This is a genomic window from Pseudarthrobacter sp. YAF2, from assembly GCF_052113345.1.
Classification (GTDB): Bacteria; Actinomycetota; Actinomycetes; order Actinomycetales; family Micrococcaceae; genus Arthrobacter.
Genome location: NZ_JBFRDA010000003.1, coordinates 1 through 25354, shown reverse-complemented (window position 1 = coordinate 25354; position 25354 = coordinate 1). Strand labels below are relative to the sequence as shown.

Annotated in this window: 23 protein-coding genes and 1 pseudogene; 14 read left to right on the top strand and 10 right to left on the bottom strand. The window is 66.5% G+C overall.

Annotation, left to right across the window (positions count from 1 at the left end; translation table 11 throughout):
* Positions 1-68: 68 nt before the first annotated feature.
* From AB4Y79_RS04005 to AB4Y79_RS03985, 5 genes are all read left to right on the top strand, one after another.
* Entirely contained in the window at positions 69-2138 is a 2070-nt protein-coding gene (locus AB4Y79_RS04005) for a PTS mannitol transporter subunit IICBA (RefSeq protein WP_441858948.1), read from the top strand.
* Entirely contained in the window at positions 2138-3301 is a 1164-nt protein-coding gene (locus tag AB4Y79_RS04000; protein WP_441858946.1) for a mannitol-1-phosphate 5-dehydrogenase, read from the top strand. The genes AB4Y79_RS04005 and AB4Y79_RS04000 overlap by 1 nt, the downstream gene beginning before the upstream one ends.
* A gap of 221 nt (positions 3302-3522) precedes the next feature.
* Positions 3523-4014 (top strand): GNAT family N-acetyltransferase, encoded by a 492-nt coding sequence (locus AB4Y79_RS03995; protein WP_441859501.1) that lies wholly within the window; start codon positions 3523-3525, stop codon positions 4012-4014.
* 41 nt (positions 4015-4055) lie between these two features.
* Entirely contained in the window at positions 4056-4493 is a 438-nt protein-coding gene (locus AB4Y79_RS03990; protein ID WP_441858944.1) for a MarR family winged helix-turn-helix transcriptional regulator, read from the top strand.
* A gap of 28 nt (positions 4494-4521) precedes the next feature.
* Complete coding sequence (locus AB4Y79_RS03985) at positions 4522-5748, top strand: MFS transporter (RefSeq protein WP_441858942.1); 1227 nt, start codon at positions 4522-4524, stop codon at positions 5746-5748.
* A 79-nt stretch (positions 5749-5827) separates the two neighbouring features.
* Here AB4Y79_RS03985 and AB4Y79_RS03980 read toward each other — a convergent pair whose 3' ends face one another.
* The 3 genes from AB4Y79_RS03980 to rraA form a co-directional block, all read right to left on the bottom strand.
* The gene (locus AB4Y79_RS03980) at positions 5828-7270 is read right to left on the bottom strand and encodes a sugar porter family MFS transporter (protein WP_441858940.1); all 1443 of its coding nucleotides are present in this window, start codon (positions 7268-7270) and stop codon (positions 5828-5830) included.
* A 199-nt stretch (positions 7271-7469) separates the two neighbouring features.
* On the bottom strand, positions 7470-9134 hold the full coding sequence (locus tag AB4Y79_RS03975; RefSeq protein ID WP_441858938.1) for an MDR family MFS transporter: 1665 nt from the start codon (positions 9132-9134) through the stop codon (positions 7470-7472).
* A gap of 126 nt (positions 9135-9260) precedes the next feature.
* Positions 9261-9755 carry a ribonuclease E activity regulator RraA gene (gene rraA, locus AB4Y79_RS03970; RefSeq protein WP_441858936.1) on the bottom strand — a complete coding sequence of 165 codons (495 nt, stop codon included), beginning with the start codon at positions 9753-9755 and terminating at the stop codon, positions 9261-9263.
* A 115-nt stretch (positions 9756-9870) separates the two neighbouring features.
* On the opposite strand from rraA, the gene AB4Y79_RS03965 reads away from it, so the two are divergent.
* The 5 genes from AB4Y79_RS03965 to AB4Y79_RS03945 all read left to right on the top strand — a co-directional run bounded on the left by AB4Y79_RS03965 (position 9871) and on the right by AB4Y79_RS03945 (position 15004).
* Positions 9871-11154 carry an MFS transporter gene (locus AB4Y79_RS03965; protein WP_441858934.1) on the top strand — a complete coding sequence of 428 codons (1284 nt, stop codon included), beginning with the start codon at positions 9871-9873 and terminating at the stop codon, positions 11152-11154.
* Positions 11155-11291: 137 nt separating this feature from the next.
* Entirely contained in the window at positions 11292-11900 is a 609-nt protein-coding gene (locus AB4Y79_RS03960) for a TetR/AcrR family transcriptional regulator (RefSeq protein WP_441858933.1), read from the top strand.
* Positions 11901-12186: 286 nt separating this feature from the next.
* Positions 12187-13386, top strand: coding sequence for an NAD(P)-dependent malic enzyme (locus tag AB4Y79_RS03955; protein WP_441858931.1), 1200 nt, complete (start codon positions 12187-12189; stop codon positions 13384-13386).
* 93 nt (positions 13387-13479) lie between these two features.
* Positions 13480-13983 carry a DUF456 domain-containing protein gene (locus tag AB4Y79_RS03950; RefSeq protein ID WP_441858929.1) on the top strand — a complete coding sequence of 168 codons (504 nt, stop codon included), beginning with the start codon at positions 13480-13482 and terminating at the stop codon, positions 13981-13983.
* Between the two features lie 43 nt (positions 13984-14026).
* Positions 14027-15004, top strand: a complete 978-nt coding sequence (locus tag AB4Y79_RS03945) for a hypothetical protein (RefSeq protein ID WP_441858927.1) — start codon at positions 14027-14029, stop codon at positions 15002-15004.
* Here AB4Y79_RS03945 and AB4Y79_RS03940 read toward each other — a convergent pair.
* Positions 15001-15642, bottom strand: coding sequence for a LysE family translocator (locus AB4Y79_RS03940; RefSeq protein WP_441858925.1), 642 nt, complete (start codon positions 15640-15642; stop codon positions 15001-15003). The genes AB4Y79_RS03945 and AB4Y79_RS03940 overlap by 4 nt on opposite strands.
* 106 nt (positions 15643-15748) lie before the next feature.
* Between AB4Y79_RS03940 and AB4Y79_RS03935 the strand changes: the two genes are divergently transcribed.
* A complete protein-coding gene (locus tag AB4Y79_RS03935) occupies positions 15749-16204 on the top strand; it encodes an Lrp/AsnC family transcriptional regulator (RefSeq protein ID WP_441858923.1) in 456 nt (151 codons plus the stop codon).
* 7 nt (positions 16205-16211) lie between these two features.
* Here AB4Y79_RS03935 and AB4Y79_RS03930 read toward each other — a convergent pair whose 3' ends face one another.
* The 3 genes from AB4Y79_RS03930 to AB4Y79_RS03920 all read right to left on the bottom strand — a co-directional run bounded on the left by AB4Y79_RS03930 (position 16212) and on the right by AB4Y79_RS03920 (position 18951).
* Complete coding sequence (locus AB4Y79_RS03930; RefSeq protein ID WP_441858921.1) at positions 16212-16865, bottom strand: hypothetical protein; 654 nt, start codon at positions 16863-16865, stop codon at positions 16212-16214.
* The gene (locus AB4Y79_RS03925) at positions 16862-18355 is read right to left on the bottom strand and encodes a WXG100 family type VII secretion target (protein ID WP_441858919.1); all 1494 of its coding nucleotides are present in this window, start codon (positions 18353-18355) and stop codon (positions 16862-16864) included. The genes AB4Y79_RS03930 and AB4Y79_RS03925 overlap by 4 nt, the downstream gene beginning before the upstream one ends.
* 86 nt (positions 18356-18441) lie before the next feature.
* A complete protein-coding gene (locus AB4Y79_RS03920) occupies positions 18442-18951 on the bottom strand; it encodes an Lrp/AsnC family transcriptional regulator (RefSeq protein WP_441858918.1) in 510 nt (169 codons plus the stop codon).
* Between the two features lie 287 nt (positions 18952-19238).
* Between AB4Y79_RS03920 and gluQRS the strand changes: the two genes are divergently transcribed.
* Both gluQRS and AB4Y79_RS03910 read left to right on the top strand, forming a co-directional pair.
* Positions 19239-20135: a tRNA glutamyl-Q(34) synthetase GluQRS gene (gene gluQRS / locus AB4Y79_RS03915; protein ID WP_441858916.1), complete on the top strand. Its 897-nt coding sequence runs from the start codon at positions 19239-19241 to the stop codon at positions 20133-20135.
* A 9-nt stretch (positions 20136-20144) separates the two neighbouring features.
* The gene (locus AB4Y79_RS03910) at positions 20145-20762 is read left to right on the top strand and encodes an HD domain-containing protein (RefSeq protein ID WP_441858914.1); all 618 of its coding nucleotides are present in this window, start codon (positions 20145-20147) and stop codon (positions 20760-20762) included.
* On the opposite strand, the gene AB4Y79_RS03905 is transcribed toward AB4Y79_RS03910, so the two are convergent.
* Both AB4Y79_RS03905 and AB4Y79_RS03900 read right to left on the bottom strand, forming a co-directional pair.
* Complete coding sequence (locus AB4Y79_RS03905; RefSeq protein WP_441858912.1) at positions 20759-22075, bottom strand: ATP-binding protein; 1317 nt, start codon at positions 22073-22075, stop codon at positions 20759-20761. The genes AB4Y79_RS03910 and AB4Y79_RS03905 overlap by 4 nt on opposite strands.
* 133 nt (positions 22076-22208) lie before the next feature.
* Entirely contained in the window at positions 22209-23159 is a 951-nt protein-coding gene (locus AB4Y79_RS03900) for an L-lactate dehydrogenase (RefSeq protein ID WP_441858910.1), read from the bottom strand.
* Positions 23160-23245: 86 nt separating this feature from the next.
* Here AB4Y79_RS03900 and ggt point away from each other — a divergent pair, with 86 nt between their 5' ends.
* Positions 23246-25078, top strand: coding sequence for a gamma-glutamyltransferase (ggt, locus tag AB4Y79_RS03895; protein WP_441858908.1), 1833 nt, complete (start codon positions 23246-23248; stop codon positions 25076-25078).
* Positions 25079-25153: 75 nt separating this feature from the next.
* On the opposite strand, the pseudogene AB4Y79_RS03890 reads toward ggt, so the two are convergent.
* Positions 25154-25354 (bottom strand): annotated as a pseudogene (locus AB4Y79_RS03890) (amino acid permease); the annotation flags it as partial.

Genomic DNA, 25354 nt, shown 5'->3' with positions numbered 1-25354 from the left:
CAGCACTACGTCGTCGTAATCATTCGGACCATCCTGCGGAGCAGCAGGAATGACGGTTAGGAAATCACATGGCAACAGAGACAGTTGCGAAACCCCGCACCAGCGCGCGCGTGCACGTCCAAAAGTTCGGGACATTCCTGTCCGGCATGATCATGCCCAACATCGGGGCGTTCATCGCCTGGGGCATCATCACCGCCCTCTTCATCGAGAAGGGCTGGCTGCCTGTTCCGCAACTGGGTGGTTTCGGCGAGACCGGCGGCAAGCCCAACATCGGCCTGGTAGGCCCCATGATCACCTACCTCCTGCCGCTGCTGATCGGCTACACCGGCGGCAAAATGGTCTACGACGTCCGCGGCGGCGTGGTCGGTGCCATCGGCACCATGGGCGTGATCGTCGGTGCCGGCATCCCCATGTTCATTGGCGCCATGATCATGGGCCCGCTGGGCGGCTGGACCATGAAGAAGATCGACATGCTGTGGGACGGCAAGATCCGCCCCGGCTTCGAGATGCTGGTCAACAACTTCTCCGCCGGCATCTGGGGCGCCTTGCTGGCCATGTTGGGCTTCTATGGCATTTCGCCGCTGGTCACCGCTTTCAGTGAGCAGGCAGGCAAGTTCGTCGAGTTCCTGGTGCAGAACGGGCTCCTGCCGCTGACCAGCATCTTCATCGAACCGGCCAAGGTCCTGTTCCTCAACAACGCCATCAACCACGGCGTGCTCACCCCGCTGGGCGTGCAGCAGTCCCTGGAGCAGGGCAAGTCCATCCTGTTCCTGCTTGAAGCCAACCCCGGCCCCGGCCTGGGCCTCCTGCTCGCGTACACGTTCTTTGGCCGCGGCGCCGCCAAGGCCTCGGCTCCCGGCGCAGCCCTCATCCAGTTCTTCGGCGGTATCCACGAGATCTACTTCCCGTACGTCCTGATGCGCCCGCTGCTGATCCTGGGTACGATCGCCGGCGGCATGACCGGCATCGCCACGCTTGCCGTCACCAACTCGGGCCTGGTGGCCCCGGCCGCGCCTGGCTCCATCTTCGCCGTGCTGGCGCAGACCTCCCGCGACAGCTACTTCGGCGTGATCCTCTCCGTGGTGCTGGCGGCCACAGTCTCCTTCCTGGTGTCCTCCGTCATCCTGCGAACCACCAAGCACAGCGATGAGACGGACCTGTCCGACGCCACCTCCCGCATGGAGGAGATGAAGGGGAAGAAGAGCTCGGTTGCCTCCACCCTGACCGGTGCCGGTGCCGGCGCAGGAGCCGCAGCGGGTGCCGCTGCCGGCCGCCGCGGCGGAGTAGGCGTCCTGGCCGGCCCGGTGCGCAACGTCGTGTTCGCCTGCGACGCCGGCATGGGCTCCAGCGCCATGGGCGCCTCGGTGCTGCGGAACAAGATCAAGGCCGCCGGGTTCCCCGACGTCAAGGTCACCAACGCCTCCATCGCCAACCTCACCGACAGCTACGACGTCGTGGTCACCCACCAGGACCTCACCGAACGTGCCAAACCGGCCACGTCCAGCGCCGTGCACTATTCGGTGGACAACTTCATGAGCAGCCCGCGCTACGACGAAATCGTGGAGCTGGTCCGCGAAAGCAACACCGAGCGCGGTGACACGGCCGACGCCGGCGCCACCCACGGTGCGCACGCCGCCGATGCCCCGGTGGATGCTGCGCCCGCTGCCGCGGCAGGAACCGCGGCTGCGGCTTCCGGTGCCGGAACCTCCGAGATCCTGGCTCGGGAGAGCGTGGTCATGCGGGGTTCCGCCACCACCCGCGATGCCGCGATTGACGAAGCCGGCCGGCTCCTGCTGGCCCGCGGGGCCGTGGACGAGGGCTACATCGCCGCCATGCATGAGCGGGAAGAGTCCGTGTCCACCTACATGGGCAGCTTCCTGGCGATTCCACACGGTACCAACGCCGCCAAGGACCACATCCGCAAGTCCGCGGTGTCCGTGATCCGCTACCCCGAGGGCATCGACTGGAACGGCAAGGAGGTCAAGTTCGTGGTGGGCGTCGCAGGCATCAACAACGAACACCTGCACATCCTGTCCTCCATCGCCAAGGTCTTCACGAACAAGGAGCAGGTGGCCCGGCTCGAGGCTGCCACGTCCGAGGATGAAGTCCTGGAGCTCTTCGGAAAGGTCAACGCTTAATGAAGGCAGTACATTTTGGCGCCGGCAACATCGGCCGCGGCTTCGTGGGCCTGCTCCTGCATGATGCCGGCTACGAGGTGGTGTTCGCGGACGTCGCCGAGGAACTGATCACCCGGCTGGCGGCAGCGGACAGCTATGCGGTCCACGAGGTGGGCGAGAACCCCGCCGTGCGGACGGTGGACAACTTCCGGGCGTTGAACTCCAACACCCAGGAAGCGGAGCTGGTCGCGGAGATCGCGACGGCGGACATCGTCACCACGGCGGTGGGCCCGCACATCCTGAAGTTCGTGGCGCCCGTGATCGCCAAGGGCATCGTCGCCAGGGAGCCCGGCCGGGCACCCCTGCAGGTGATGGCCTGCGAGAACGCCATCAATGCCACGGACATCCTGGCCAGGGAGGTGGCCGCCCAGCCGGGGGCCGCCGCCGGAGCCCTGGACGGGAAGGTGGTGTTCGCGAACACCGCCGTGGACAGGATCGTGCCCAACCAGGAAGCCGGGCAGGGCCTGGACGTCACCGTGGAAACCTTCTACGAGTGGGTCATCGACCGGAGCGCCTTCGGCGATGCCGCACCGGTGATACCCGGTGCCACGTTCGTTGACGACCTCTCGCCGTACATCGAGCGGAAGCTGTTCACCGTGAACACCGGGCATGCCTCTGCGGCCTACCTGGGCTTTGAGGCGGGGCTGGAAAAGATCTCCGATGCCATGGCGGACCAGGATGTGGCCGAGGACGTCCGGGCGGTGCTCGAGGAGACCAAGCAGCTCCTCGTGGCCAAGCACGGCTTCAGCAACGACGAGCAGGAAGCCTACGTACAGAAAATCCTGGTCCGGTTCTCCAACCCGTACCTGCCGGACACCGTCAACCGGGTGGGCCGGGCGCCGATGCGGAAGTTGAGCCGCCACGAGCGCTTCATCGGCCCGGCGGCGGAGCTCGCGGAACGCGGCGTGGTGCCGGAGGCCCTGCTGGGCGCCATTGCTGCCGCGCTCCGCTTCAACGACCCCGCCGATGCCGAGGCCACTGAGCTGGCAGGCATCCTGGGCTCCGCAAACCCGTCCGATGCCACGGCCCGGATCACCGGACTGGAGCCGGACCACCCGCTGTTCAACGCCGTCGCCACCCTGGTGGAGGAGCGGCAGGCTGAACTCGCAGGCGCCCCCGCCTGAGGCACCCTGGCACGCGCCATTACAACGACGCCGGCACTTACCACTTCATTACAGTGGTGGGTGCCGGCGTCGTTCGTCGTGCAGCACCCCGGAAACCCCCGCTCACCTTTCGCGTGTTTTACCGCAACGCCCGCTCACCTTTGGCAGATTTTCCCCAGACCCCCGCTCAGATCCTGTGCCAAGCTGGGCAGGTGACCGATACCCAAAGAGCCGTGACTCCTTTGCTGACCGCCGACGTCGACGGCGGTACGTTCCGTCTCCGCCACGCCACCCCTGCCGACCTCCCGGCCATGGTGCGGCTGCTCGCCGACGACGCCTTGGGTGCCGGCCGCGAGACCGCGCGGGACATGGAGCCGTACCAGCGCGCTTTTGATGCGATCAACGCCGACCCCGCCCACCTCCTGATCGTCGGCGAGACTGTTCCGCCAGGGAGCCAGGCCGGGCCGGTGGTGGCCACCTTCCAGCTCAGCTTCCTTCCCGGCATCTCCCGGCAAGGTGCATGGCGCTCGCAGCTCGAAGGCGTCCGCGTGGCTGCGTCCCTTCGGGGGCAGGGCTTCGGAAAGCTCATGGTGGGCTGGGCCATCGGGGAGTCCCGGCGCCGGGGCTGCACCCTGGTGCAGCTGACTACGCACCACAGCCGCTCCGCAGCGCACCGGTTCTATGAGCAGCTGGGCTTTGAGGCCAGCCATGTCGGGATGAAGTTGACTCTCTGAAGCTTGACTGTTAGGTACCCTAAATGTTAGGCTACCTAACGATGAACGACGATAACGCACTGCAGGAACTTGCCAGCGGGTTCCGCGAAGCCCTCCGCCACAGCGTGTACCTGGTCCGCCGCCTGGACGCCGACGGCGAACTCAGCGCCGCCCAGCTCAGCACCCTCAAGATGCTGCTCGACGAGGGCCAGCGCGTCGGCGAGATCGCTCGGAACCTCGGGGTCCGCGTCCCCAGCGCCACCGAGCAGATCATCAAGCTCGAACGTGCCGGACTCGCACGCCGCGAGCCGGACCCGAACGACTCCCGCGCCGTCCGGGTGATCCTGACCCCCGAAGGCCGGGACGCCGTGGACTCCGCGAACCGGCGCCGCAACCGGGTAATGGCAGGCATCCTGAGTACCCTCAGCGACCAGGACCGCAAAGCGCTGGCGGACGCGCTGCCGGTCATCGACAAAATCAACGCTTCCCTCCAGAACTGAACCAGTGACGAATTTAGGAGCACCCTCCATGGACGGCCAGCTCGCAGAAACCCTGCCGGCACCAGAAAACACCTTGCAGGCTGAAAAGGCCTCATTCCTTAAGCAGCCGAAGGCTGTGTGGGCCACCGCGCTCGCCGCAGTGTTCGCCTTCATGGGCATCGGCCTGGTGGACCCCATCCTTCCGGCCATTGCCACAAACCTCCATGCAAGCCCCAGCCAGGTCTCGCTGCTGTTCACCAGCTACTTCCTGGTCACCGCGCTGGCCATGCTGATCACCGGTTATGTTTCCTCCCGCATCGGCGGCAAACGGACCTTGCTGATCGGCCTGGCCGTGATTGTCGTCTTCTCCTCGCTCTCCGGCCTGTCCGCCAGCGTCGGTGAGCTGGTGGGCTTCCGCGCGGGCTGGGGCCTGGGCAACGCCCTGTTCGTGGCCACGGCCCTCGCCGTGATCGTGGGCGTCGCCAGCGGCGGCGCCGGTACCGCGATCATCCTTTACGAGGCAGCACTGGGCCTGGGCATCTCGCTCGGCCCGCTCCTGGGCGCCCTCCTGGGCGGCTGGCAGTGGCGCGCACCGTTCTTCGGCACCGCCGTCCTCATGGCGGCCGCCTTCGTCGCCCTGATCGCCCTGCTGCCCAAGACGCCCCTGCCCGAGCGCAAGGTCCGCCTGCGCGATCCCCTGCTGGCATTGGGCCACAAGGGACTGCGGACGACGGCGGCGAGCGGCCTGTTCTACAACTACGGCTTCTTCACCATCCTGGCCTTCACCCCGTTCATCCTGGGCATGAACGCCTACGGAATCGGCGGCGTCTTCTTCGGCTGGGGCGTGGCCGTGGCCGTCTTCTCCGTCTTCGTGGCACCGCCGCTGCAGGCCCGTTTCGGTGCCGTCAAGGTACTGACCGGCACGCTGTTCCTACTCATGCTGGACCTGGCCGGGCTGGGCCTGGCGGCGGGGCACTCGGTGCCGGCCGTCGTCGTCCTGGTGATCGTTGCCGGTGCCCTGCTGGGCGTCAACAACACCATTTACACCGAACTGGCCATGGGTGTCTCGGATTCACCCCGCCCCGTGGCGTCCTCCGGCTACAACTTCGTCCGCTGGATGGGCGGTGCGCTGGCCCCGTTCGCGGCCGCGCAGCTCGGTGAGCACTTCGGCCCGCAGGTTCCGTTCTTCGCGGGTGCGGCAGCCATGGTGGTCGCCATCCTGATCGCCCTCGGCGGCCGGGCCTACCTCTCCTCGCACGAACCGCACGTGGTGTAAGCGGCCGGACAACAAGCAAACCCTCCATCACGCCAGGTGATGGAGGGTTTGTTGTCTTCCGGCGAAAGCTGAAGGGGCGTTACAAGGCCTTCTTGGACCCCTTGGGCACGAACAGCGTCTCGGCCTGCTCCAGGGACATCCCGTTGGTCTCCGGCACCTTGAACATCACGAAGAAGAAGGACGCGGCCGCGAACAGCGCGTACATGGCATACGTCAGGGGCAGCGAGCCGGTGGCCATCACCGGGAAGCTGAGGGTGATCGCGAAGTTGGCCACCCACTGCGCGGCAGCGGCCAGGCCCAGGGCCCGGGCACGGATCCTGGACGGGAAGATTTCGCCCAGGAGCACCCACACCAGCGGCCCCCAGGACGCGCCGAAGCTGATCACGAACACGTTGGCTGCCACCAGTGCCACGGGACCCCAGGCGCCCGGCAGGGTGATGTTCTCGCCGCTGCCCGTTGCCGAGGAAAACGCGAGGGCCATGGCGCCCAGGGAGACTGCCATTCCCACGGACCCGGCGAGGAGGATGGGGCGGCGCCCAACACGGTCCACCAGGGCGATGGCCACCAGGGTGACCAGGATGTTGGTGACCGCCGTTGCCACGGAGATGGCCAGGGAGTCCTTCTCCTGGAACCCGACGGCCTTCCAGAGCGTGGTGGAGTAGTAGAAGATCACATTGATCCCCACAAACTGCTGCAGCACGGACAGGATGATGCCCACCCAGACCACGGTCTGCAGGCCGAACGTCTTGCCGCGGAGGGAACCCTTTTGCCCGGCCAGCTTGTCTTCCTCGATGGCTTCCCGGATGTCGCGGATGTGCCGGTCGGTATCCTCGGCGGGCGCAATCGAATCGAACACCTTCCGGGCCTGGTCTTCTTTGCCCTGGAACACCAGGAAGCGCGGGGATTCGGGCAGCGTGAAGGCCACCCAGCCGTAGACGATGGCCGGGACGGCGGCGGCAAGGAACATCCACCGCCAGGCTTCGATACCGAGCCAGAACGACTGGCCTGCGCCGCCGGCGGTCGTGGCCAGGAGCGCATCGGAGAGCAGGGCTGCGAAGATACCGGTGGTGATGGCCAGCTGCTGCAGGGAGGCCAGGCGCCCGCGGACCTTTCGCGGGGAGATCTCCGAGATGTAGGCGGGCGCGATCACGGACGCCAGGCCGATGCCCAGGCCGCCCACCAGGCGCCAGAAGATCAGGTCCCAGACGCCGAAGCAGAAGCCGGTGCCCACGGCGCTGATCAGGAAGAGCAGTGCGCCAAGCTTCATGGCAGGGATACGGCCGTAGCGGTCGGCCACCTTGCCGGCCAGGAAGGCCCCGGCGGCGCAGCCCAGCAGGGCGATGGCAACGGCGAAGCCGGTGACGGCCTCGGACAGGGCGAATTCTTCCTTCATGGCGTCCACGGCGCCGTTGACCACGGATGAGTCGAAGCCGAAGAGGAATCCACCCACCGCCCCCGCGAGCGCCAGCCAGATCACCCGCCGCGGTATCCGGGTGGTTGTCTGCTCCTGTGCAGTGGGCATGGTTCTCCCTGGTGTTGGAGGTTTATGGATGCGGTGCGGACGTCGTCGGCTGCGGTACCGGCAAAAAGGGCCGGCGCACACGCGCTAAACAGTGTGGCACGTCACCGCCGCAGGTTCCACTTGGCGCCCCGGCTCCAGAACGCAAAACGACGACGGCGGGCCGTGCCGCCGTCGTCGTTTGTTCCCTGCGCTTCCGGGTCTAGTGGGCCGGGATCTGCAAGTCGTCCTTGTCCTGGGGCGAGGCCTTCTGGTCCGTCAGCTTCTTCCGGGGCAACGCGAAACTGATGAGGAATGCCAGGCCCGTCAGGGCTGCCGCCGTCAACATCACGGTGTCGATCGAAGTGGCGAAGCCTTCGGTGATGGGCCTGGTCAGGGTGGTGTTGGCGGTGTGCAGCCAGCTGGTGTCATTCAGCGAATCGTTGGAGGCGCCGTTCTTGAAGAAGTCGTACAGCTTGGCGTTGGCCGGATCGGAGGCGACGGCAGGGTCCTTCAGGACGGCCAGGTAGGCGGGATCCGTGGCGGCGCTCTTCATGCCGTCAGCGATCCGGCTGGCTGCCAGGCTGAAGAGCATGGAGATGAACACAGCCGTTCCCACGGCGCCGCCCATGGAGCGGAAGAAGGCCGCCGAGGAGGTGCCCACGCCCATGTCGCGCGGCGGGACGGAGGTCTGCATGGCAAGGGTGAGGGGCTGCATGCAGAAGCCCAGGCCGACGCCGAAGAACACCGCGATGAGCCCGGGGACCCAGAGTCCGGTGTCCACGCCAAGGGAGAAGCCCATCACCAGGGCGGCGGCGGTCAGGATGCCGGTGCCCATGATGGGGAAGATACGGAACGTCCCGGACGCCGAAATGGTGCGGCCTGCGGTGATGGAGCCGAACAGGATGCCCACCGTGAAGGTGATCATCATCAGGCCGGCCTGGGTGGGCGTGAGGCCCTTCACCAGCTGGAGGTACATGGGGAGCATGGCGATCGCACCGAACATTCCGATGCCGATGATGAAGTTCAGCAGCGAGGACAGCCCGAACGTGACGTTGTGGAAGAGCCGCAGCGGGATCAGTGCGTAGTCACCGGCCCGCTTTTCGGCGAGCAGGAACCAGGCAATGCCCACCACGCCCAGGCCGTAGCAGAGGAAGGAGTTGACCGAGGTCCAGCCCCAGGACCGGCCCTGCTCGGCCACCAGCAGCAGCGGAACGATGGCCACCGTGATGGCCGCGGCACCCCAGTAGTCGATCTTTTGCTTCAGATGCTTGGCGGGCAGGTGCAGGAACAGGAACACGACCGTCAGCGCGGCGAGGCCAATGGGGATGTTGATGAAGAAGACCCACCGCCAGCCGTCAAAACCCAGGATGTTCGCCGAACCGGCGAACGCCCCGCCCACCACGGGACCCAGGACCGAGGAGATGCCGAAGACGGACATGAAGTAGCCCTGGAACTTGGCGCGGTCCTTGAGCGAGACGATGTCGCCGATGATGGTCAGCGCCAAGGCCAGCAGGCCGCCTGCGCCCAGGCCCTGGATGCCACGGGCAACTGCGAGTTCGGTCATCGAGTGGACCGAGCCGGCGTACAGCGAGCCCACCAGGAAGATGAGGATCGCCGTCAGGTACAGCGGGCGGCGGCCGAAGATGTCGCTCAATTTGCCGTACAACGGGGTGCTGACCGTGGACGTGATCAGGTACGCGGTGGTGGCCCACGCCTGCAGCGAGAGCCCGTCGAGATCGTTGGCGATGGTGTAGATGGACGTTGAAACGATGGTCTGGTCAAGGGATGCGAGGAACATGCCCAGCATCAGGCCGACCATTACCGTGACGATCTGGCGTTGCGTCAGTGTTTCTCCGGCGCGGGGCGCGGCAGAGGCTTTAGACATGGGTTCTCCAGGGGAAGAAAAGGATATAAGCAGCGATAGTTGCTTTCAGTAACTATCTTACTCGCTCTTTTTATTCCCGGTTCCGCAAACTTTTGCCTCTGCGTTTCGCTGCGGCGCGGTGCCCGCCTACGCCTCCACGAGGATGCCGTCGGGGTCGCACCAGATGTCGGCCCCCGGGCGGATGGTGACGCCGTCGATCACCACATCCACGTCAACCTCGCCGGCGCCCGTCTTCAGGCTCTTCTTCGGGTTGCTGCCAAGTGCCTTGACCCCAAGGTCCAGCCGGGCGAGTGCCTCCCGGTCCCGGATGGCGCCATTGATCACGACGCCGGCCCAGCCGTTCGCCACGGCGCTTTCGGCAATCATGTCCCCCATCAGGGCCGTCCCCAGCGATCCGCCGCCGTCCACCACCAGGACGGCGCCGTTGCCCGGGGAAGCAAGCGTCGATTTCACCAGGGCGTTGTCCTGGAAGCAGCGGATGGTCCGGGCCGGTCCGTTGAAATGCGACCGGCCGCCCAGGGACTGGAACTGCAGGGAGATCGATGCCAGTTCGGAGCCGCGTTCGTCGTAGAGGTCTGCGGTGTTCACGGCTGCGCTTTCTGCGGGGGTGGGTGCGTTCATTTGCTGCTCCTTGGTCTTCGGCAACGGGGCGGCCGGGGCGGTGCCTGCCGGCCAGGTACGGCCCACGATAGTCTGATTCCCACCGCCAACCGGCCGCACCAGGGGAGCAAAGCCAATGAGTCTGTCCAAGAAGCCCGCGCCGCCGGGCGGCACCTCCCCGGAAAGTTCGACGGCGGCGCTCGCCGAGCCGGTGCAGAAGGTCACCGCGCGGTGGGTGACCGGCCTGGTGCTGGTCAATGTCGGCATCAATGCGGCCTTCTTCGGTCCCATCAATGTGTTTATCGGGCAACAGGCCATCAGTATCGATGCGCCCAGCAAGGAAGCCATCCTTTCCCTGGTCACGGCCTGCGGTGCAGCTGTGTCCCTGGTGGCCAACCCGCTCTTCGGTGCATTCTCGGACCGGACCACGTCGCGCTTCGGCCGCCGCGCCCCGTGGGTGCTGGCCGGGGCTGTGCTGGCGACGGCGGCCCTGCTGGCCATGTCCTTTTCGGGCGGTGTGGCCCTGATGGTGCTCTTCTGGTGCCTGGTGCAATTGGGCGCGAATGCCGCCTATGCCGCCATCACCGCCGCCGTCCCGGACCGTGTGCCCGTAGCCCAGCGCGGCGGAGTCGGCGGGCTCGCGGCCATGGGCCAGACCCTGGGCATCCTTACCGGCGCCGTCTTCGGTGCGGTGGTGGCCGGCAACTTCATGGTGGGCTACTGGCTGTGCGCGGCTGCCCTGCTGCTGTCCGTCGTGCCGTACCTGTTCCACCGGAACGATCCCGCCCTGCCGAAGTCGGAACTGGAGGCTTTCCGCCCCCGCGTTTTTATCAAGGGCTTCTGGATCAGCCCGTTTGTCTATCCGGACTTCGCGTGGGCCTGGCTGACGCGTTTCCTGGTGAACGTTGGCAACCAGCTCACCATCGTGTACCTGCTGTTCTTCCTGCGGGACGTCATCGGCTACCCGGATCCGGCCACCGGGGTGCTGGTCCTGACCGGCATCTACGCGGTGATGGTGATGATCACCGCCGTGCTGGCCGGCCCCTGGAGCGACAAGGTGGGCAAGCGGAAGCCGTTCGTTATCGGCTCGTCAGCCACCATCGCCATGGCCGGGGCCATCATGGCGTTCTTCCCCGTGTGGCCGGGCGCCCTCGCCGGGGCCGCCGTCCTGGGCATCGGTTTCGGCGCCTACCTGGCGGTGGACTTCGCGCTGCTGACCCAGGTCCTCCCGTTCGCCGTCAGCCGGGGGAAGGACATGGGCGTCATCAACGTGGCCAACTCCCTGCCCCAGGTGGTTGCCCCGGCCTTGGCACTGGTGGCCGTGACGTACGCGGGCGGCTACCGGACGCTGTTCCTCACGGCTGCTGTCATCGGGCTTCTGGGTGCCGTCTTCGTCGTCAAGATCAAGGGCGTGGACTGACCCGCAGGCGTCCGAAAGTAAGCCCGCTGACCAACCTGCTCCGCACCGGTGCCGTATAGTTGAACCGGGCTGCAGGGTGGTACGGAAGTGGGGGCACTCCTGGCCGCAGTCCCCTAAAACACAACCCCGGAATGCTGATGCCCGAGACTTTTTCAGACCATCCGCCCATGGCCGCCCGGCCTTCCGCTCCCCGCCAGCGCCTCCGCTACGCGCGCATCCTCGATACGGCCGCAGGGTTTGCCCGCAAGGGCCTCGATGCCGTGGAGCTGTCAGAAGTCGCCGAAAAAGCAGACGTCCCGCTGGGCACGCTCTACCGGTATTTTCCGTCTCCCACCCACCTGATGCTGGCGCTCTTCCGGCAGCAGCTTGACGAGCTGCAGGCCGGTGCCCGCGGCTCGTCCCCGCGCTTCCGCGGCCGCGCCCTCTCCGGCCTGGCGATGGAGATCTTCCACATGCGCGTCATGCAGCCCGCGGTGGAGCAGTGCCTGAGCCGGGGCGTATCCCTGCCGGAGCGGGACACCACTGAGCTCCTGCGCGAGATCGACGCGCTCAGCGAGAAGCTCCTTGCCGGCGCCTGCGGCGATGCCGTGGGTGCGCGGGTTCTCCTCCTGGCGGTCACTGGTCTGGTCCAGTCCGTGCGGAACCGCCGCCTGTCCCTCTTCGAAGCCGAGGAAGACCTCAAAAAGGCGTGCGGGCGGTTGTCTTCGGGGGCAGAATCCGGATTAACAGTCACCAAAACTGCGTAACTGGTCTAGACCAATAGACAATTAAATACGCCATAATGCGGTGATCTGAGTCACTAACTTGCCTGCTTAAACCTTTTGGCACCGAAAAAGCTGCTCCTGCGCGTTCCGGCTGGCCCTTTGGGGATGCCTACCATGGTCGCAACGGAGCGGCAGGGCGGAAACACCCCCGGCGTTCCCCTGGACCCGCCACCCTTGGGTTTCCTGTCGCACTACTTTTCCCGCTGGGCCCGGCCGGGCTCCAGCTCCATGTGCCGTGCGCCCACGGCGAGCACCAGGAGACAACGACGTGTCCATTGACGCAGTTACAGCCACCGACAATTCAGCAGCAACGGCCCTGACCGAAGAGGAAATCTTCGGCGCGCACCAGGGCGGCAAGCTGTCCGTGACCAGCACCGTTCCGCTCTCCAACAAGCGGGACCTGTCCATCGCCTACACCCCGGGGGTGGCCGAGGTCAGCCGCGCTATCCACGCCAAGCCTGAACTGGCCCGCACCCTCACTTGGGCCGAGCGCCTGGTGGTCGTGGTCAGCGACGGCACGGCCGTCCTTGGCCTGGGCAACATCGGCCCCAGCGCCTCCTTGCCCGTCATGGAAGGCAAGTCGGCGCTCTTCAAGACATTCGGCGACCTCGACTCCATCCCGCTGGTCCTCAACACCACCGACGTGGACGAGATCGTGGAAACCCTGGTCCGCCTGCGCCCCAGCTTCGGCGCCGTCAACCTCGAAGACATCTCCGCGCCACGCTGCTTTGAACTCGAGGAAAAGCTGATCGAGGCACTGGACTGCCCCGTCATGCACGATGACCAGCACGGGACCGCCGTCGTGGCCCTCGCAGCCCTCACCAACGCCGCCAAGGTAACCGGCCGAGGCCTCAACGGGCTCAAGGTGGTGGTGTCCGGCGCAGGCGCCGCGGGCATCGCCGTCGCCGAAATCCTGCTGGCCGCCGGCATCACCGACGTCGTCCTGCTGGACTCCCGCGGCGTCATCAACAGCAGCCGCGCCGACCTCGCAGCCGATACCGCAAGCAAGAAGGCGGACATCGCAGCCCGCAGCAACCCCCGTGGCATCAACGGCGGCCCCGCGGAAGCACTTGCCGGCGCGGACGTGTTCATCGGCGTCTCCTCCTCCAAGCTGGCTGAGGAGCACCTGGCCCTGATGAACCAGGACGCCATCGTGTTCGCCCTGTCCAACCCGGACCCCGAAGTCCTGCCCGAGGTAGCCGTGAAGTACGCCGCGGTGGTCGCCACCGGCCGCAGCGACTTCCCCAACCAGATCAACAACGTCCTGGCCTTCCCGGGCATTTTCCGCGGTGCACTTGACGCCGGCGCGCGCCGCATCACGCCGGCCATGAAGCTGGCAGCCGCCCGCGCCATCGCGGAGCTCGCCGCCGAGGACCTTTCAGCCGACTACATCGTGCCCAGCCCGCTGGACCCGCGCGTCGCCCCCGCCGTCACCGCGGCCGTCGCCGCTGCGGTGGAAGCGGAGTAAATCCGCGCCTGCGGATAGTACGACGGCGGTGCCTCCTTTGCGGAAGGAGGCGCCGCCGTCGGGCGTTAAGGGAGCGCCCCTAGACTGGGGACCATGACCTCCGAAACCGTGGTGACCATCCTGTGCGGCCTGGGAATCCTGGCGGGCGTGGCGGGCACCATCATCCCTGTCCTTCCCGGCAGCGTTCTGGTCGGCATCAGTCTGCTGGCATGGGCCATCTGGGGCGGCGCCGGGACGGTGGGGTGGGTGGTCTTCGCGGTGGCCATGATCTTCGTTGCCGCGGGCATGACCGCCGGCGCTGTGCTCACCGGCAGGAAGCTCCGGCAGCACTCCATCCCCAGCCGCAGCATCGTGGTGGCGCTCGTGGCGGGCGCAGTGGGGATGTTTATCATCCCCGTACTGGGACTCTTCGTTGGTTTTGCGGCCGGCTTGCTGGTCAGCGAGTTCGTCCGCACGCGGAATTTTCCGACGGCGGCCAGATCCAGCTGGGCTGCCCTGAAGGCCACCGGCCTGGGGATGCTCGCGGAATTCGGGTTGGCCTGCCTCGCCGCCAGCACCTGGGTGGTCGGGGTGTGGATTACTGCAGCCGGCCGCTGACCGGGCGGCTTGGACCCCGCCGCTTCCCGGCTAGCATGGAATGATGAGCGCCGGGGAAACCGCACCGATCTACTGGGACAGCCGCGACCTCACGCCCTTCGGGCACGCCCAACTGCGGACCCCGGTCCATGACCTCGCCGGCGGGGTGGGCGGCCTGCTCACCGGAGTGCTGGGCGGCCGGAATCCGGCCCTGCTCTCCCTCGACGGTGAGGTGCCGCGGCTCAAGCGGTTGCCGTCCAAACCTGCCAAAGCTGTCCACGAGGCCGTCTTCACCAGCCGCGAACCCGAGCGGCTGATCTACCTGGCGCGGACCTACCCCGGCTGGGCCGGGCTGTGCTACTTGATGGCCGGCCTGCTTGAGTACAAGCACGGCGGCTACCTCCGCGCCTCCGAACTCCTGCAGCGCGGGCTGACCACCAGGAACGATGAGGAGGCGAACCGCTACTCGTCCACGTACCTCACCAGGATCGTCACCCGGATTGAACTCGCCGAACGGGTGGAGATCCCGGTGCTGTTCAGCGAGGAGTCGGTATTCCTGGCACTGGCCCACTCGCTGCGCGAAACAGGCCGCACGGAAGCTGCCCTGGATGCACTGGCCGGGTTGCCGCCGTCGCTCCCCATGGCACTGGCCCGCTGCTCGCTGGCCCTGGACCTGGGCCGGAGCCGCACCGTCATCGACTGGACGGAGGGACTGCTGAACGCCGACGACCTCTCCGCCGCCCTGCTCCTGGTCCGTGCGCGGGCGCTGCGCCGGGAAGGGCGGCTGGACGCGGCGCACCAGGCAATCGCCGAGGTCCTGCGCCGCCGCAAGACGCACCTGGCACTCCGCAATGACGCCCTGACGGACCGTGCGTTGCTGGTCTTGGATTCGAGCCGACGGTCCCTGAACCCGCGCGACTGGGGACGCCGGCGCGGGGACCCGGAGCCGCAGCGGGAAATCGGGGCGCCGGTCCCCATCCGCAAGGACGAGGAAATGCGGCGGATGTGGGAGCAGGACTGGAAGGAACTCAGCGGGGACTAGGAACGGCCGGCAAGGAAGGGCAGCAGCTGTTCACCGAGCAGCACGGCCCCCAGCACCACCATGATGAGGCCGCTGGCGAGGGTCACCACGCGCGCAGCACCTGGCCTGCTCTGCAGCAACGTCCGCGACAGGAGCGCCACCGCCGTGTACACCAGCCCCGCCAGGGCCACGAACGTCATTCCCAGCAGCCCCGACTGCACCGGCACCGGCAGGGAGGCATCGGCGCTGACGAACTGCGGAATCAGCGCCACGTAGAACAGCAGCCCTTTAGGGTTGATCCCACTGGTGCCCATGCCCTGAAGGAAAGTGCGCAGCTGGGTTCCGGAGCCGCCTGCCGCCGCGGCGCCAAAGCTTGCACCCCGCCAGGACCGGAGGGTCCCAATGCCGAGCCAGAGAAGGTAGGCCGCGCCGGCCAGGGTGATCCAGCCCAAGAGGCCGGGCATTCCGGCCAACAACGCCGCAAGGCCAGCCACCAGCAGGACGGTATGCAGGACATAGCCGCCGCAAAGCCCCGCCACCGCCGGTACGAAACTGCGCTGCCGGAGGCCGGCCGCGATGGTGTAGGCCCAGTCCACTCCCGGCGTGCAGGCCAGGGCTGCGGCCACCACGATAAAGGCCAGGAACAGCTGCGGATTCATGGGATTCTCCTGTCGACGGCGTCTCAAGAGCAACCATAGGGAGAATTCGGCCATAAGTGCTGTCCGGTTTTAGCCCGCCTCGCGGTAAGGGCAGTATGTTTATTGCGTGATAGATCGCATTGACAGGAATATTTTGCGTTACCTGCAGGAGGATGGCCGGATGACTGCCACCGCACTCGCCGCAAAGGTGGGCCTGACGGTGGCGCCCTGCCACCGGCGGCTGCGTGACCTGGAGCAGTCCGGCGTGATCCGCGGCTACAAGGCGGACATTGATCCGGCGGCCGTGGGCTTGGGGTTTGAGGCGATCGTGTTCGTCACCCTGCGGCAGGTGGACCGTCCCACCATGGAGATCTTCGAGAACCGGGTGGCGGACAACCACAATATTGTGGAGGCGCAGCGGTTGTTCGGTTCCCCCGACTACCTGCTGAAGATTATCGCCGCGGACCTGCCCGCCTACCAGCGCTTTTACGACACCGAACTGACCTCGCTCCCGGGCGTCGAGCGGCTGACGTCAACGCTGGTGATGAAGAACCTCAAGTCCAACGCCGGGCCGCCGGTGTAACAGCTGGTTAAGGTTTACCCGTGGCAGCGATGCCGGCCTCCGCCTCAGGGGTGTAGTACTTCCCGGCGAGGTGCACGGAGTAGATGAACGTCATCCGGCCGGTGTCGTGGTTGGGAAGGATCTCGGCGGAAAAGACTGTTCCTGTCTTGTTGCCCATTCCAGGGTTCCACTGCTCCTTCCCGGAACCGTCTTTGAAGTCTGCTCCAATGGGTTCGGCGTCCTGAAGAATGACGAAACCCAGTTCATCCACAGCCCGCCTGATTTCAGCGTTGGCGTCCTGGGCGTCAGGGTAGTTGATGAATATGTCGATGTGGTCCACCGTGTTGTCCGCCCCGGGACGGACACGAATGGTGTCCGTACGCATTTCAACCACGCCGTGGGGCGTGGTCATCCTTACGTCAATCAACTTGTCGGAGTCAGCTGCCACCAGGGCTCCGTCGGAACCTGTCGAAAACCCAAGAGCGGACATGTCCATAGGCAGGCTGGTGAAATCGAAGACCGCTTTCCCGCTGCTCTTGATGGCCTCGATGCCTTCCGGCGTGAACTGGGAATTGCCGTTAGCCACGATCTCTTCCTTTTCGATTGAATGTGCATCAGGGAACATGCCGCAGCCGCTCAACAGCGCCGCGAGCAAGGCCGTGAGGACGATACGCAGCTTCACGGGGCACCCACAGCCTTGCGAACGTCCGCCGGCACCATCCGGTACTCCTCCACCCGGTCAGGCATGGGTTTCACCATCTCACCGTACGGGTCTTTCTCTCCGTGCAGCCAGTTCTCGTAGGCGCTAAGTGTGTCCTGGTCGATGAGGCGCCAGCGATCCTCCCGGACAGAGATGTTGCCGTGATGGACATCGATACCGACGGGCGGGAACCTGCTGATGTCAACGTACGGGGTCGCCGCCGGGAACTGCTCGTAGTAAGACTTGGCCCCTTCGATACTGGGTTCACCCAGGACGGTCATGGCCTCGGTAAACACCGTTCCAGTAGTGCGTCCGCGGATGTTGTCGTAGTCGTCGGCGATGATGTAGTTCTGCTCCTGGTCCGCCATGTTGAAGGATGCTTGATGAAGGGCCGTCTGCTCGGCCGGCGACAACTGGTGGTAGCCCTCCGGGCCCGGATATGCCGGGACAGAATCAATGCCGGCCCACGCGTCATTCATGCGGGTGCTCACCATCCCGGCGCGCTCCAACCTCTGGATCTCGGCAATGCCTCCTTGCTGGTAGGCAAAGTGCAGTGATCCGATGTCCGTGAAGATCTCTTTCTGCATCTGCAGGAAGGTGGTTTCGTAGTAGCGCAGCTCAGAGGTGCTGAACTCAGCCAGTGCAGCCAGCGCGGCCCGCTTGACCGGGTCTCCTCCTGACAGCAGCGGAGTAATGTCACGGCCGGTCTCCGCCATGTGGCGGAGGAATGCGATGTCTTCAAAGCCGGCGATGAAGGTCGGCCCCACTTGGTTGGCCATGCCGATCCACTCCATGCGGGGGTCGTTCTTGTACAGCTCAGCGTAGAAGGCGTACACCTTGTAGATATCGGCGCGGTTGTAGTCAACGCCCTTGGACGGATCCCAGTGGTTGGGGTCGATCCCGGCTTGCCGCATGGCGGATTCCGCCCAGTACTGCTGGAGGAACCGGCCGTAGGCGTTGACCTTGCCGCCTGGGCCGGTCGGCGGCAGGGCGCCGGAGTCCACCAGGCCGTCCAGGATGCCTTTCGCCGCATCGGCGTTGGCCTGGTTTTGCCGGACCCATTGCCCGAATTCCTCCGATTTCAGGTAGGCATCGCGTTCCGCAGGCGTCATGCCGCTGAGTTTGTCCGTCAGCTCCCGGGCGGCGTCGTCCGTCGACGACTTGCCGCCGCTGTCCGGTCCCCCTGATCCACCGCCCGCAGGAGTGCTGCTGGCACGGTCCTGCTCGTCGGCATTCTGCAGAAGCGCCTTGGATGCGCTGCGGACGCCGGCTGCCGCCGCTCTCAGCGTGCGTGCGTGGGAGCCGTTCCAGTCGCCGCGGAAGCGCTCGCCGTCACTGCCTTTCCAGCTCGTGGAGGCAATGGAGCCGCCGAGTTGCTGCCCCAGCTGCTCCAGCCGGCCGGCGCCCCTGGCCAGCTCCTTTGCCATCTGGCGCAGCTGTCCGACGTCCGCGCCATAGAAGTTTCCCGCCATTATTTCCCCCAATGGATCTTTCGCTGCCAGCCTAGCCGCAGCGGATGGTCGGCGGCGATGGGGAGAGCTGCCCTCTGGGTGCCCGTCTACCCCTGCTCGTCCTGCAGGAGCCCGGTGGTCCGGTACGGGATGACCTCGCGCAGGAACATGCTCGTGGAGGTGCGGACGATGCCGGGGCAGAGACGGATCTCCTCGGATACCCGGTAGAGGTCGTCAGGGCTTTTGGCCACCACGCGGATCAGCAGGTCCGTGTCCCCCGCGGGTGCATGGCATTCCAGGACTTCGGGGATTTCGCGCAGCGCGGCGATGGCCTCGTTCAGATGGCTCTGGTCCAGCTCCGCACTGACGGCGGCGGCCACCCCGCGGCCGAGCGCCGAGGGCAGCACCCGGCTGCTGTTGGGGCGGAGGGCGCCCGAGGCGGCCATCCGCTCCAGGCGTGACTGGACAGTGCCGCGGGCAAGGCCCAGCTTCTGCGCAAGCACCATGATGGGCACCCGGGGATCGTCGTCCAGCGCGGCCAGGATGCGCCGGTCGGTTGAATCGAGTTCCTGCAATCTGACCACTTCCTGCTTTAATATGAGTCGCCAATTAGTCATTTTGATCACTTCAAATCACTCCAGTTGCGCCCACTGTAGGTCATCTGCTGAAATAATGGCAATAAGGGATACAGGCTACCGCCGGCATCCCGCAGGCTACAGGAGCCCCGGCACACCACCCGGTCCCTGGACCAGGCTTCCCGCAAAGACGCTGCCGCAGATTGACTCTTGTTCACACCAATGTCATTCCGCATCCACGGCAAGAGCCCCTGAGCTACCGACGTCGGCATTCCCCGAAGTCATCGGTAGCTGAGGGGCTCTTGTGCTGTCCGGCCTAAGGTGGATCCATGACCTCCGCCGGACGTTTCGCCCCCAGCCCCTCCGGTGAACTGCACGTGGGAAACCTGCGCACTGCCATCCTCGCTTGGCTCTTTGCCCGATCCACCGGGCGGGAGTTCCTGCTGCGGGTGGAGGACCTGGACCGCGCCCGCGCCGGTTCAGAGGCGGGACAGCTGCGGGATCTCCAGGCCGTTGGAGTGACCTGGGACGGCGACGTGGTGCGGCAAACGGCACGCGGACCCCTCTACGCCCGGGCGATTGACATGCTGGAGCGCGCGGGGCTCACCTACGAGTGCTTCTGCACCCGCCGGGAAATCCAGGAGGCTGCCTCCGCACCCCATGCGCCCCAAGGTGCCTACCCGGGGACCTGCCGAAACCTGGACCGGGCGGAACTGGAGTTCAAGCGCTCCACCCGGCCCGCGGCCCTCAGGCTGCGGGCGGACGTCACCGAATTCACGGTCCATGACATCCGGCGCGGGAGGTTCACCGGGGTGGTGGATGACTTGGTGCTGCGCCGCAATGACGGTGTGACCGCCTACAACCTCGCGGTGGTGGTGGACGATGCCGCCCAAGGCATAGACCAGGTGGTCCGGGGTGACGACCTCCTCCCGTCCACGCCGCGGCAGGCCTACCTGGCGTCCCTGCTGAATATTCCTGTACCGGAATATGCCCATGTACCTCTGGTGGTAAACCGCGACGGCGCGCGGTTGGCCAAGCGCGACGGAGCGGTGACACTGGCGGACCTGGCAGCGGCCGGGGCGGACGCTGCGCGGGTCCGGGACACCCTCCTCGATTCGCTGGGGCTCCCGCCCGGACCGCTGGCGAATGCCCTGGCATCCTTTGACCCCCGTTCGCTCCCCGTGGAGCCATGGACATGGCCGGGCGTGCCCGGGGCGGGCGCGTAGGCTAGACCCATGCCAGAAACAGGAAGCGCGGACGCGAACCTCCGTGCGCCACGATTCACGGTGGAGACGGCCAAGGTCCTCGCCGAAGTTGCCCACAACCGCCAGAAGGACAAACTCAAGCGGCCGTACCGCGAGCACGTCCTGGCCGTGGGTGATGCCCTGGCGGATTTCGACGACGACATCCGGATCGCCGGCTACCTGCACGACATCGCGGAAGACACCCCGATCACCCGGCAGGCGCTGCTGGACATGGGCGTCTCCGAGCGCGCTGTGCGGATCATTGAGCGCGTTACCAAACGGCTGCACGACAACCCGGACGACTACCAGGCCGGAATCCATTTCATTGCCGAGGACCATGACGCCACGCTGGTCAAGATCGCCGACAACGCCCACAATTCGCTGCCGGAACGGGTGAAAGCCCTGGCGGAAAAGTGGCCCGACAAGCCCCCGGTCACCCGCTACGAGGACGCCCGGCCGGTGCTGTACGCGGCGGTCCCCGTGGAGGAAACCCGCAAGATCCTCGCCCGGATCAACCCCTGGCTGCTGGAGGAATTCGACGCCAGGCTGGACGAGGACGACGACACCGACTACGAGAACCTCTCCTACGACGACGTTTCCGGCAACTAGACCCGGCCCAGCGAGCCGATGTCCTCCAGGAAGTCCGCCTGCACCTCCGCGCTGACCGTGGTGCGCGTTTCACTGATCGCGTCCAGGTAATCCTGGGTGGACGGGCCCTTCCGCACCGCCTCGCGCACCGAAACCTCGCCGCCGGAAGCCAGCCCGCCGTCGTCGTACACTGCCTTTTCCAAGGCCCGCTGGGAGGCGCTGCGGGCGGCGTATTCGATGTCCGCCGGCGAAAAGCCCTCGGTGCGTTCCACCAGCAGTTCCACGTCCACGGCGTCCACCACGGCCGCGGGGATGAACCGCTGCCACATCGCCTCGCGCGCCTGCCGGTCCGGCAGGCCGATGGGAATCACGTAGTCGAACCTGCCGTGGCGCAGGAAAGCGGAGTCCAGCGCGCGGATGAAGTTGGTGGCGCACACCAGCAGACGGCCGGGCTGCTCGCGGAATGCCGGGATGATTTTCAACAGCTCGTTGGTCACGCCCTGCAGCGGTGACGGCGGATCACCGGCCCGCTGGGACGCGATCTCCTCCACCTCGTCGATGAACACCACGGCGTGCTCCAGCTCCGCGATTTCCAGGAAGGTCTCCCGGAGCGCACCCGCCAGGCCCTGGGGGTCGCCTGCCAGCCGGGACGGGAATACCTCCACGAACGGCCACTCAAGCCGGGACGCGATGGCCTTCGCGAAGGTGGTCTTGCCCGTGCCCGGAGGGCCGAAGAGGACGACGGCGCGCGGCGGCACCACGCCGAATTCATCCGCCAGGTCCGCCTCGGCGAGCGGAAGGACCAGGCGGCGTTCCAGCAGCTCCTTTTCCTTGCGCATGCCGGCCACGTTTTCCCACAGGTCGCGGGCCAGGACGCGGCCGCCCAGCTGGCCCAAGGCGCCCAGTTCCTGGCGCTGGACCGGGATGGTGCGTTCGAAGTAGCGCAGGTTCTTCTTCAGCGCGAAGCCCCTGCCCAGGAAGGCCCCCACCCGGGTTTCGGACTCGGGCATCAGTGCCGAGAGCTTGTTCAGCCCGTGCGGGGCCATCCGGTTCTCGACGGCGGCCAGCAGCGAGGTGCCGATGCCCCGGCCGCGGTATTCGGGGAGGGTGGCCAGGAACACGATCCAGCCTTGGTCGTGCGCGGCGCGTCCGACGGCGGCGCCCACCACCTGGTCGCCCTGCACCGCCACCACCGCATGGTCCTTCTCGCAGGACGCGAGGACCTCGGAGAGGGCGTACACGGGTTCGACGTTGTTCGCCTTCAGCGTCTCCCAGAGGTGCAGGATCCCGTCCAGGTCCGCCGAGTGGAAATCCCTGATCCGCCAGTTGGTCATGGGTTGCTCCTTTTGGTTCGTCGTTGAGCCAGTGTGGACATATCAGGTGAGCATATGTGAAGCGCGCAGCGGGAGGGGTTGCGGCGGCGTTGCATGACGCGGTCCGCCAGGGTCGCCCGCATCCTTCCTCCGCTCAGATCCCCAGCCTGTCCATGGTGTTCCGCAGGGTGTCCGCTGAATGCTGCAGGGCCGCCAGCTCGCCGTCGTCCATCGGCGTTTCCAGGACCCGGTGCACGCCGCCCCTTCCCACCACGCTGGGGAGGGACAGCGCCACGCCGGAAATCCCGTACAGCCCTGACAGTACGGTGGAAACCGGAAGGACCGCGTTGTCGTCGCGAAGCAGCGCCTCCACGATGCGGGCGCCGGAGAGGCCGATCGCGTAGTTCGTGGCCCCTTTACCGGCGATGACTTTGTAGGCGGCCTGCACCACGTCCCGGGCGGTGGTGGCCAAGTACTCAGGGGTGAAGATCCGCCCGCCGCCGTCCGTCCAGTCGCGGATGGGAACGGGGCCGATCGTGGCGCCGGACCACAGCGGAAATTCGGTGTCGCCGTGCTCGCCCACCATGCTGGCATGCACGCTGGTGACGGAAACACCTGCCCGCCGGGCGAGCAGCCAGCGCAGCCGGGACGTGTCCAGGACTGTGCCGGAAGAGAAGATCCGCTCCGGAGGAAGCCCGGAGATGCGCTGGGCGGCGACCGTCAGGACGTCGCAGGGGTTGGTGACCAGGACGTAGACGGCATCCGGAGCACGTTCAAGCAGCGGCGGCATCAGCTGTTCGAGGATCCGCACATTGGTGCCGGCCAGGTCCAGGCGGCTCTGGCCCGGGTTCTGCTTGGCGCCTGCGGTAATCACCACGACGTCGGCGCCCTCCGTGACGGCGATGTCCCCGCCGCCGGCCACCGTCGCCGAGGCCGCTGCGAACTGGCTCCCGTGGGCAAGGTCCAGGGCCTCCGCCTCAGCCTTGGGTGCATTGACGTCAAACAAGGCGATGCTGCTTGCCGAGCCGCGGATCAGCGCGGCATAGGCCAGTGATGTGCCAACGCTCCCGGCCCCCACCACTGCGAGTTTGGATCCTCCTGGCATGGTGACTTCCTTCCGGAATCGTTGAGTGTGTCCTACCCGAAGAGTAGCGTGGCCCACATCACACGAACCCCCACTTAGGAGCCACCATGCCACATTTCGGACGCCGGCTCGCCGCTGTCACCGCGGCGCTGGCCATCGGCGTGACCACCGGGGCCATCAGTCCCGCTGCAGCGGACCCCCGGCAGACCGACAAGAATCCCACGGCCACCGGGTACGGCGGCGCGGTCAGCACCGTGGACCCGGAAGCGTCGGCAGCGGCCATCGAGGTCCTCCGGAAGGGCGGGAACGCGGTGGACGCCGCTGTTGCCGCCGCAGCCACGCTGGGGGTCACCGAACCCTACAGCGCCGGCATCGGCGGGGGCGGCTACTTTGTCTACTACGATGCCAAGTCCGGGAAGGTCAGCACCATTGACGGCCGCGAAACGGCGCCGGCGGGAATCAAACCGGATGCCTTCATCAATCCCGCCACCAACAAGCCCTACCCGTTCACCCCGGAGCTGGTCACCAGCGGTGTCTCCGTGGGTGTCCCCGGCACCCCGGCCACCTGGGAACGCGCGTTGGAACGCTGGGGCAGCATCAGCCTGGGGGATGCCCTGAAGCCGGCCATCAAGGTGGCGGACCGCGGCTTCGTGGTGGATGAGACATTCCGCAACCAGACCCAGGACAACCAAACGCGGTTCGCGGCCTTCACCTCCACTAAGGACCTGTACCTCCAGGGCGGCAAGCTGCCGGAGGTGGGATCGGTCTTCAAGAACCATGACCTCGCGGAGACCTACCGGCTGCTGGCACGCAACGGCATGGACGCGTTCTACAACGGCCCGCTCGCCGAGGAGATCGCCAACACCGTCCAGAATCCGCCCAAGTCCCCGGACACCAAGCTCCCCGTTCCCGTAGGTTCCATGACCGAGGAGGACCTGGAACACTACAAAGCCCTGGACCAGGACCCCACCCACGTGAACTACCGCGGCTATGACGTCTACGGCATGGCTCCGTCCAGCAGTGGTGGCACCACCGTGGGGGAGTCACTGAACATCCTGGACGTTTTCGACCTGCCCGGATTGAAGGCTGACCAGCCGGCCGTCCTGCACCACTACCTCGAGGCCAGCGCCCTGGCGTTCGCCGACCGCGGGAAGTACGTCGGCGACCCCGCCTTCGTGAACGTCCCGACGAAAGCCTTGACTGACCCGATTTTTGGCAAGGAACGCGCCTGCGAGCTGGATCCCACCCATGCGGCGACCAAGCCGGTCCAGCCCGGCGACGTCACCTCCTACGACGGCACCTGCCCGGCAGGCCCTGCGGCACTCGCCGATGAGAAGGACACCGAAAACATCTCCACCACCAACATGACCGTCTCGGACAAGTGGGGCAACGTGGTGGAATACACGCTGACCATCGAGCAGACCGGCGGGTCCGGCATGGTCGTGCCCGGCCGCGGCTTCCTGCTCAACAACGAGCTCACGGACTTCTCCACGGTGTACAGCGCCACCGACCCCAACCGGATCCAGCCGGGCAAGCGGCCGAGGTCGTCCATGTCTCCCACCATCCTGCTGGAGGACGGCAAGCCCTTCCTGGCACTGGGATCACCAGGTGGCTCCACCATCATCACCACGGTGCTGCAGACCCTGGTCAACCGGATCGACCTGGGCATGAGCATCCCGGACGCCATCGCCGCGCCGCGGGCCTCGCAGCGGAACACGGCCAGCGTCACCGCTGAGCCTGCCTTCATCGACAAGTACGGTGCTGCCCTGACCTCCCGCTTCGGCCACACCCTGACCCCGTCCGGTGACTCGTTTACCTCTGCCTCGGAGATCGGGGCGGCCACCGCCATCGAGTTCCTCAAGGATGGCCGGACCCTCGCGGCCGCTGAGCCGGTGAGGCGCGGCGGCGGCTCGGCCATGGTGGTCAAACCGTCACAGTAGGCCGGCGTTAAACGCCCGACGACGGCACCCGGGTTCCGGAATGGACCTGGGTGCCGCCGTCGGCGGTTAAGGCGGCTACTTCTTGAAGGTATCCGCCGGCGCGTTGGCGATGACGGGGGAGGTTCCGGTGTAGCCGTCGCGGGTTTCGGCGATGTGGCGGATGCGGGTGCGGCAGGCGTACCAGCCGGCGATCATGAGGATGGAGGCGATGGCGGTGACGAGCATGGTCAGGGGTGAGTCGATGAAGACCATGATGAGGACGCCGATGAGGAAGAA

Coding starts and splice junctions, on each gene's coding strand:
- AB4Y79_RS03950 (WP_441858929.1), top strand. CDS start 13,480: ATGACCTCCGAAACCGTGGTGACCATCCTGTGCGGCCTGGGAATCCTG.
- AB4Y79_RS04005 (WP_441858948.1), top strand. CDS start 69: ATGGCAACAGAGACAGTTGCGAAACCCCGCACCAGCGCGCGCGTGCAC.
- AB4Y79_RS03920 (WP_441858918.1), bottom strand. CDS start 18,951: ATGACTAATTGGCGACTCATATTAAAGCAGGAAGTGGTCAGATTGCAG.
- rraA (WP_441858936.1), bottom strand. CDS start 9,755: ATGAACGCACCCACCCCCGCAGAAAGCGCAGCCGTGAACACCGCAGAC.
- AB4Y79_RS03975 (WP_441858938.1), bottom strand. CDS start 9,134: ATGTCTAAAGCCTCTGCCGCGCCCCGCGCCGGAGAAACACTGACGCAA.
- AB4Y79_RS04000 (WP_441858946.1), top strand. CDS start 2,138: ATGAAGGCAGTACATTTTGGCGCCGGCAACATCGGCCGCGGCTTCGTG.
- AB4Y79_RS03910 (WP_441858914.1), top strand. CDS start 20,145: ATGCCAGAAACAGGAAGCGCGGACGCGAACCTCCGTGCGCCACGATTC.
- AB4Y79_RS03945 (WP_441858927.1), top strand. CDS start 14,027: ATGAGCGCCGGGGAAACCGCACCGATCTACTGGGACAGCCGCGACCTC.
- AB4Y79_RS03925 (WP_441858919.1), bottom strand. CDS start 18,355: ATGGCGGGAAACTTCTATGGCGCGGACGTCGGACAGCTGCGCCAGATG.
- AB4Y79_RS03900 (WP_441858910.1), bottom strand. CDS start 23,159: ATGCCAGGAGGATCCAAACTCGCAGTGGTGGGGGCCGGGAGCGTTGGC.
- AB4Y79_RS03965 (WP_441858934.1), top strand. CDS start 9,871: ATGAGTCTGTCCAAGAAGCCCGCGCCGCCGGGCGGCACCTCCCCGGAA.
- AB4Y79_RS03985 (WP_441858942.1), top strand. CDS start 4,522: ATGGACGGCCAGCTCGCAGAAACCCTGCCGGCACCAGAAAACACCTTG.
- gluQRS (WP_441858916.1), top strand. CDS start 19,239: ATGACCTCCGCCGGACGTTTCGCCCCCAGCCCCTCCGGTGAACTGCAC.
- AB4Y79_RS03990 (WP_441858944.1), top strand. CDS start 4,056: ATGAACGACGATAACGCACTGCAGGAACTTGCCAGCGGGTTCCGCGAA.
- AB4Y79_RS03940 (WP_441858925.1), bottom strand. CDS start 15,642: ATGAATCCGCAGCTGTTCCTGGCCTTTATCGTGGTGGCCGCAGCCCTG.
- AB4Y79_RS03905 (WP_441858912.1), bottom strand. CDS start 22,075: ATGACCAACTGGCGGATCAGGGATTTCCACTCGGCGGACCTGGACGGG.
- AB4Y79_RS03980 (WP_441858940.1), bottom strand. CDS start 7,270: ATGCCCACTGCACAGGAGCAGACAACCACCCGGATACCGCGGCGGGTG.
- AB4Y79_RS03960 (WP_441858933.1), top strand. CDS start 11,292: ATGCCCGAGACTTTTTCAGACCATCCGCCCATGGCCGCCCGGCCTTCC.
- ggt (WP_441858908.1), top strand. CDS start 23,246: ATGCCACATTTCGGACGCCGGCTCGCCGCTGTCACCGCGGCGCTGGCC.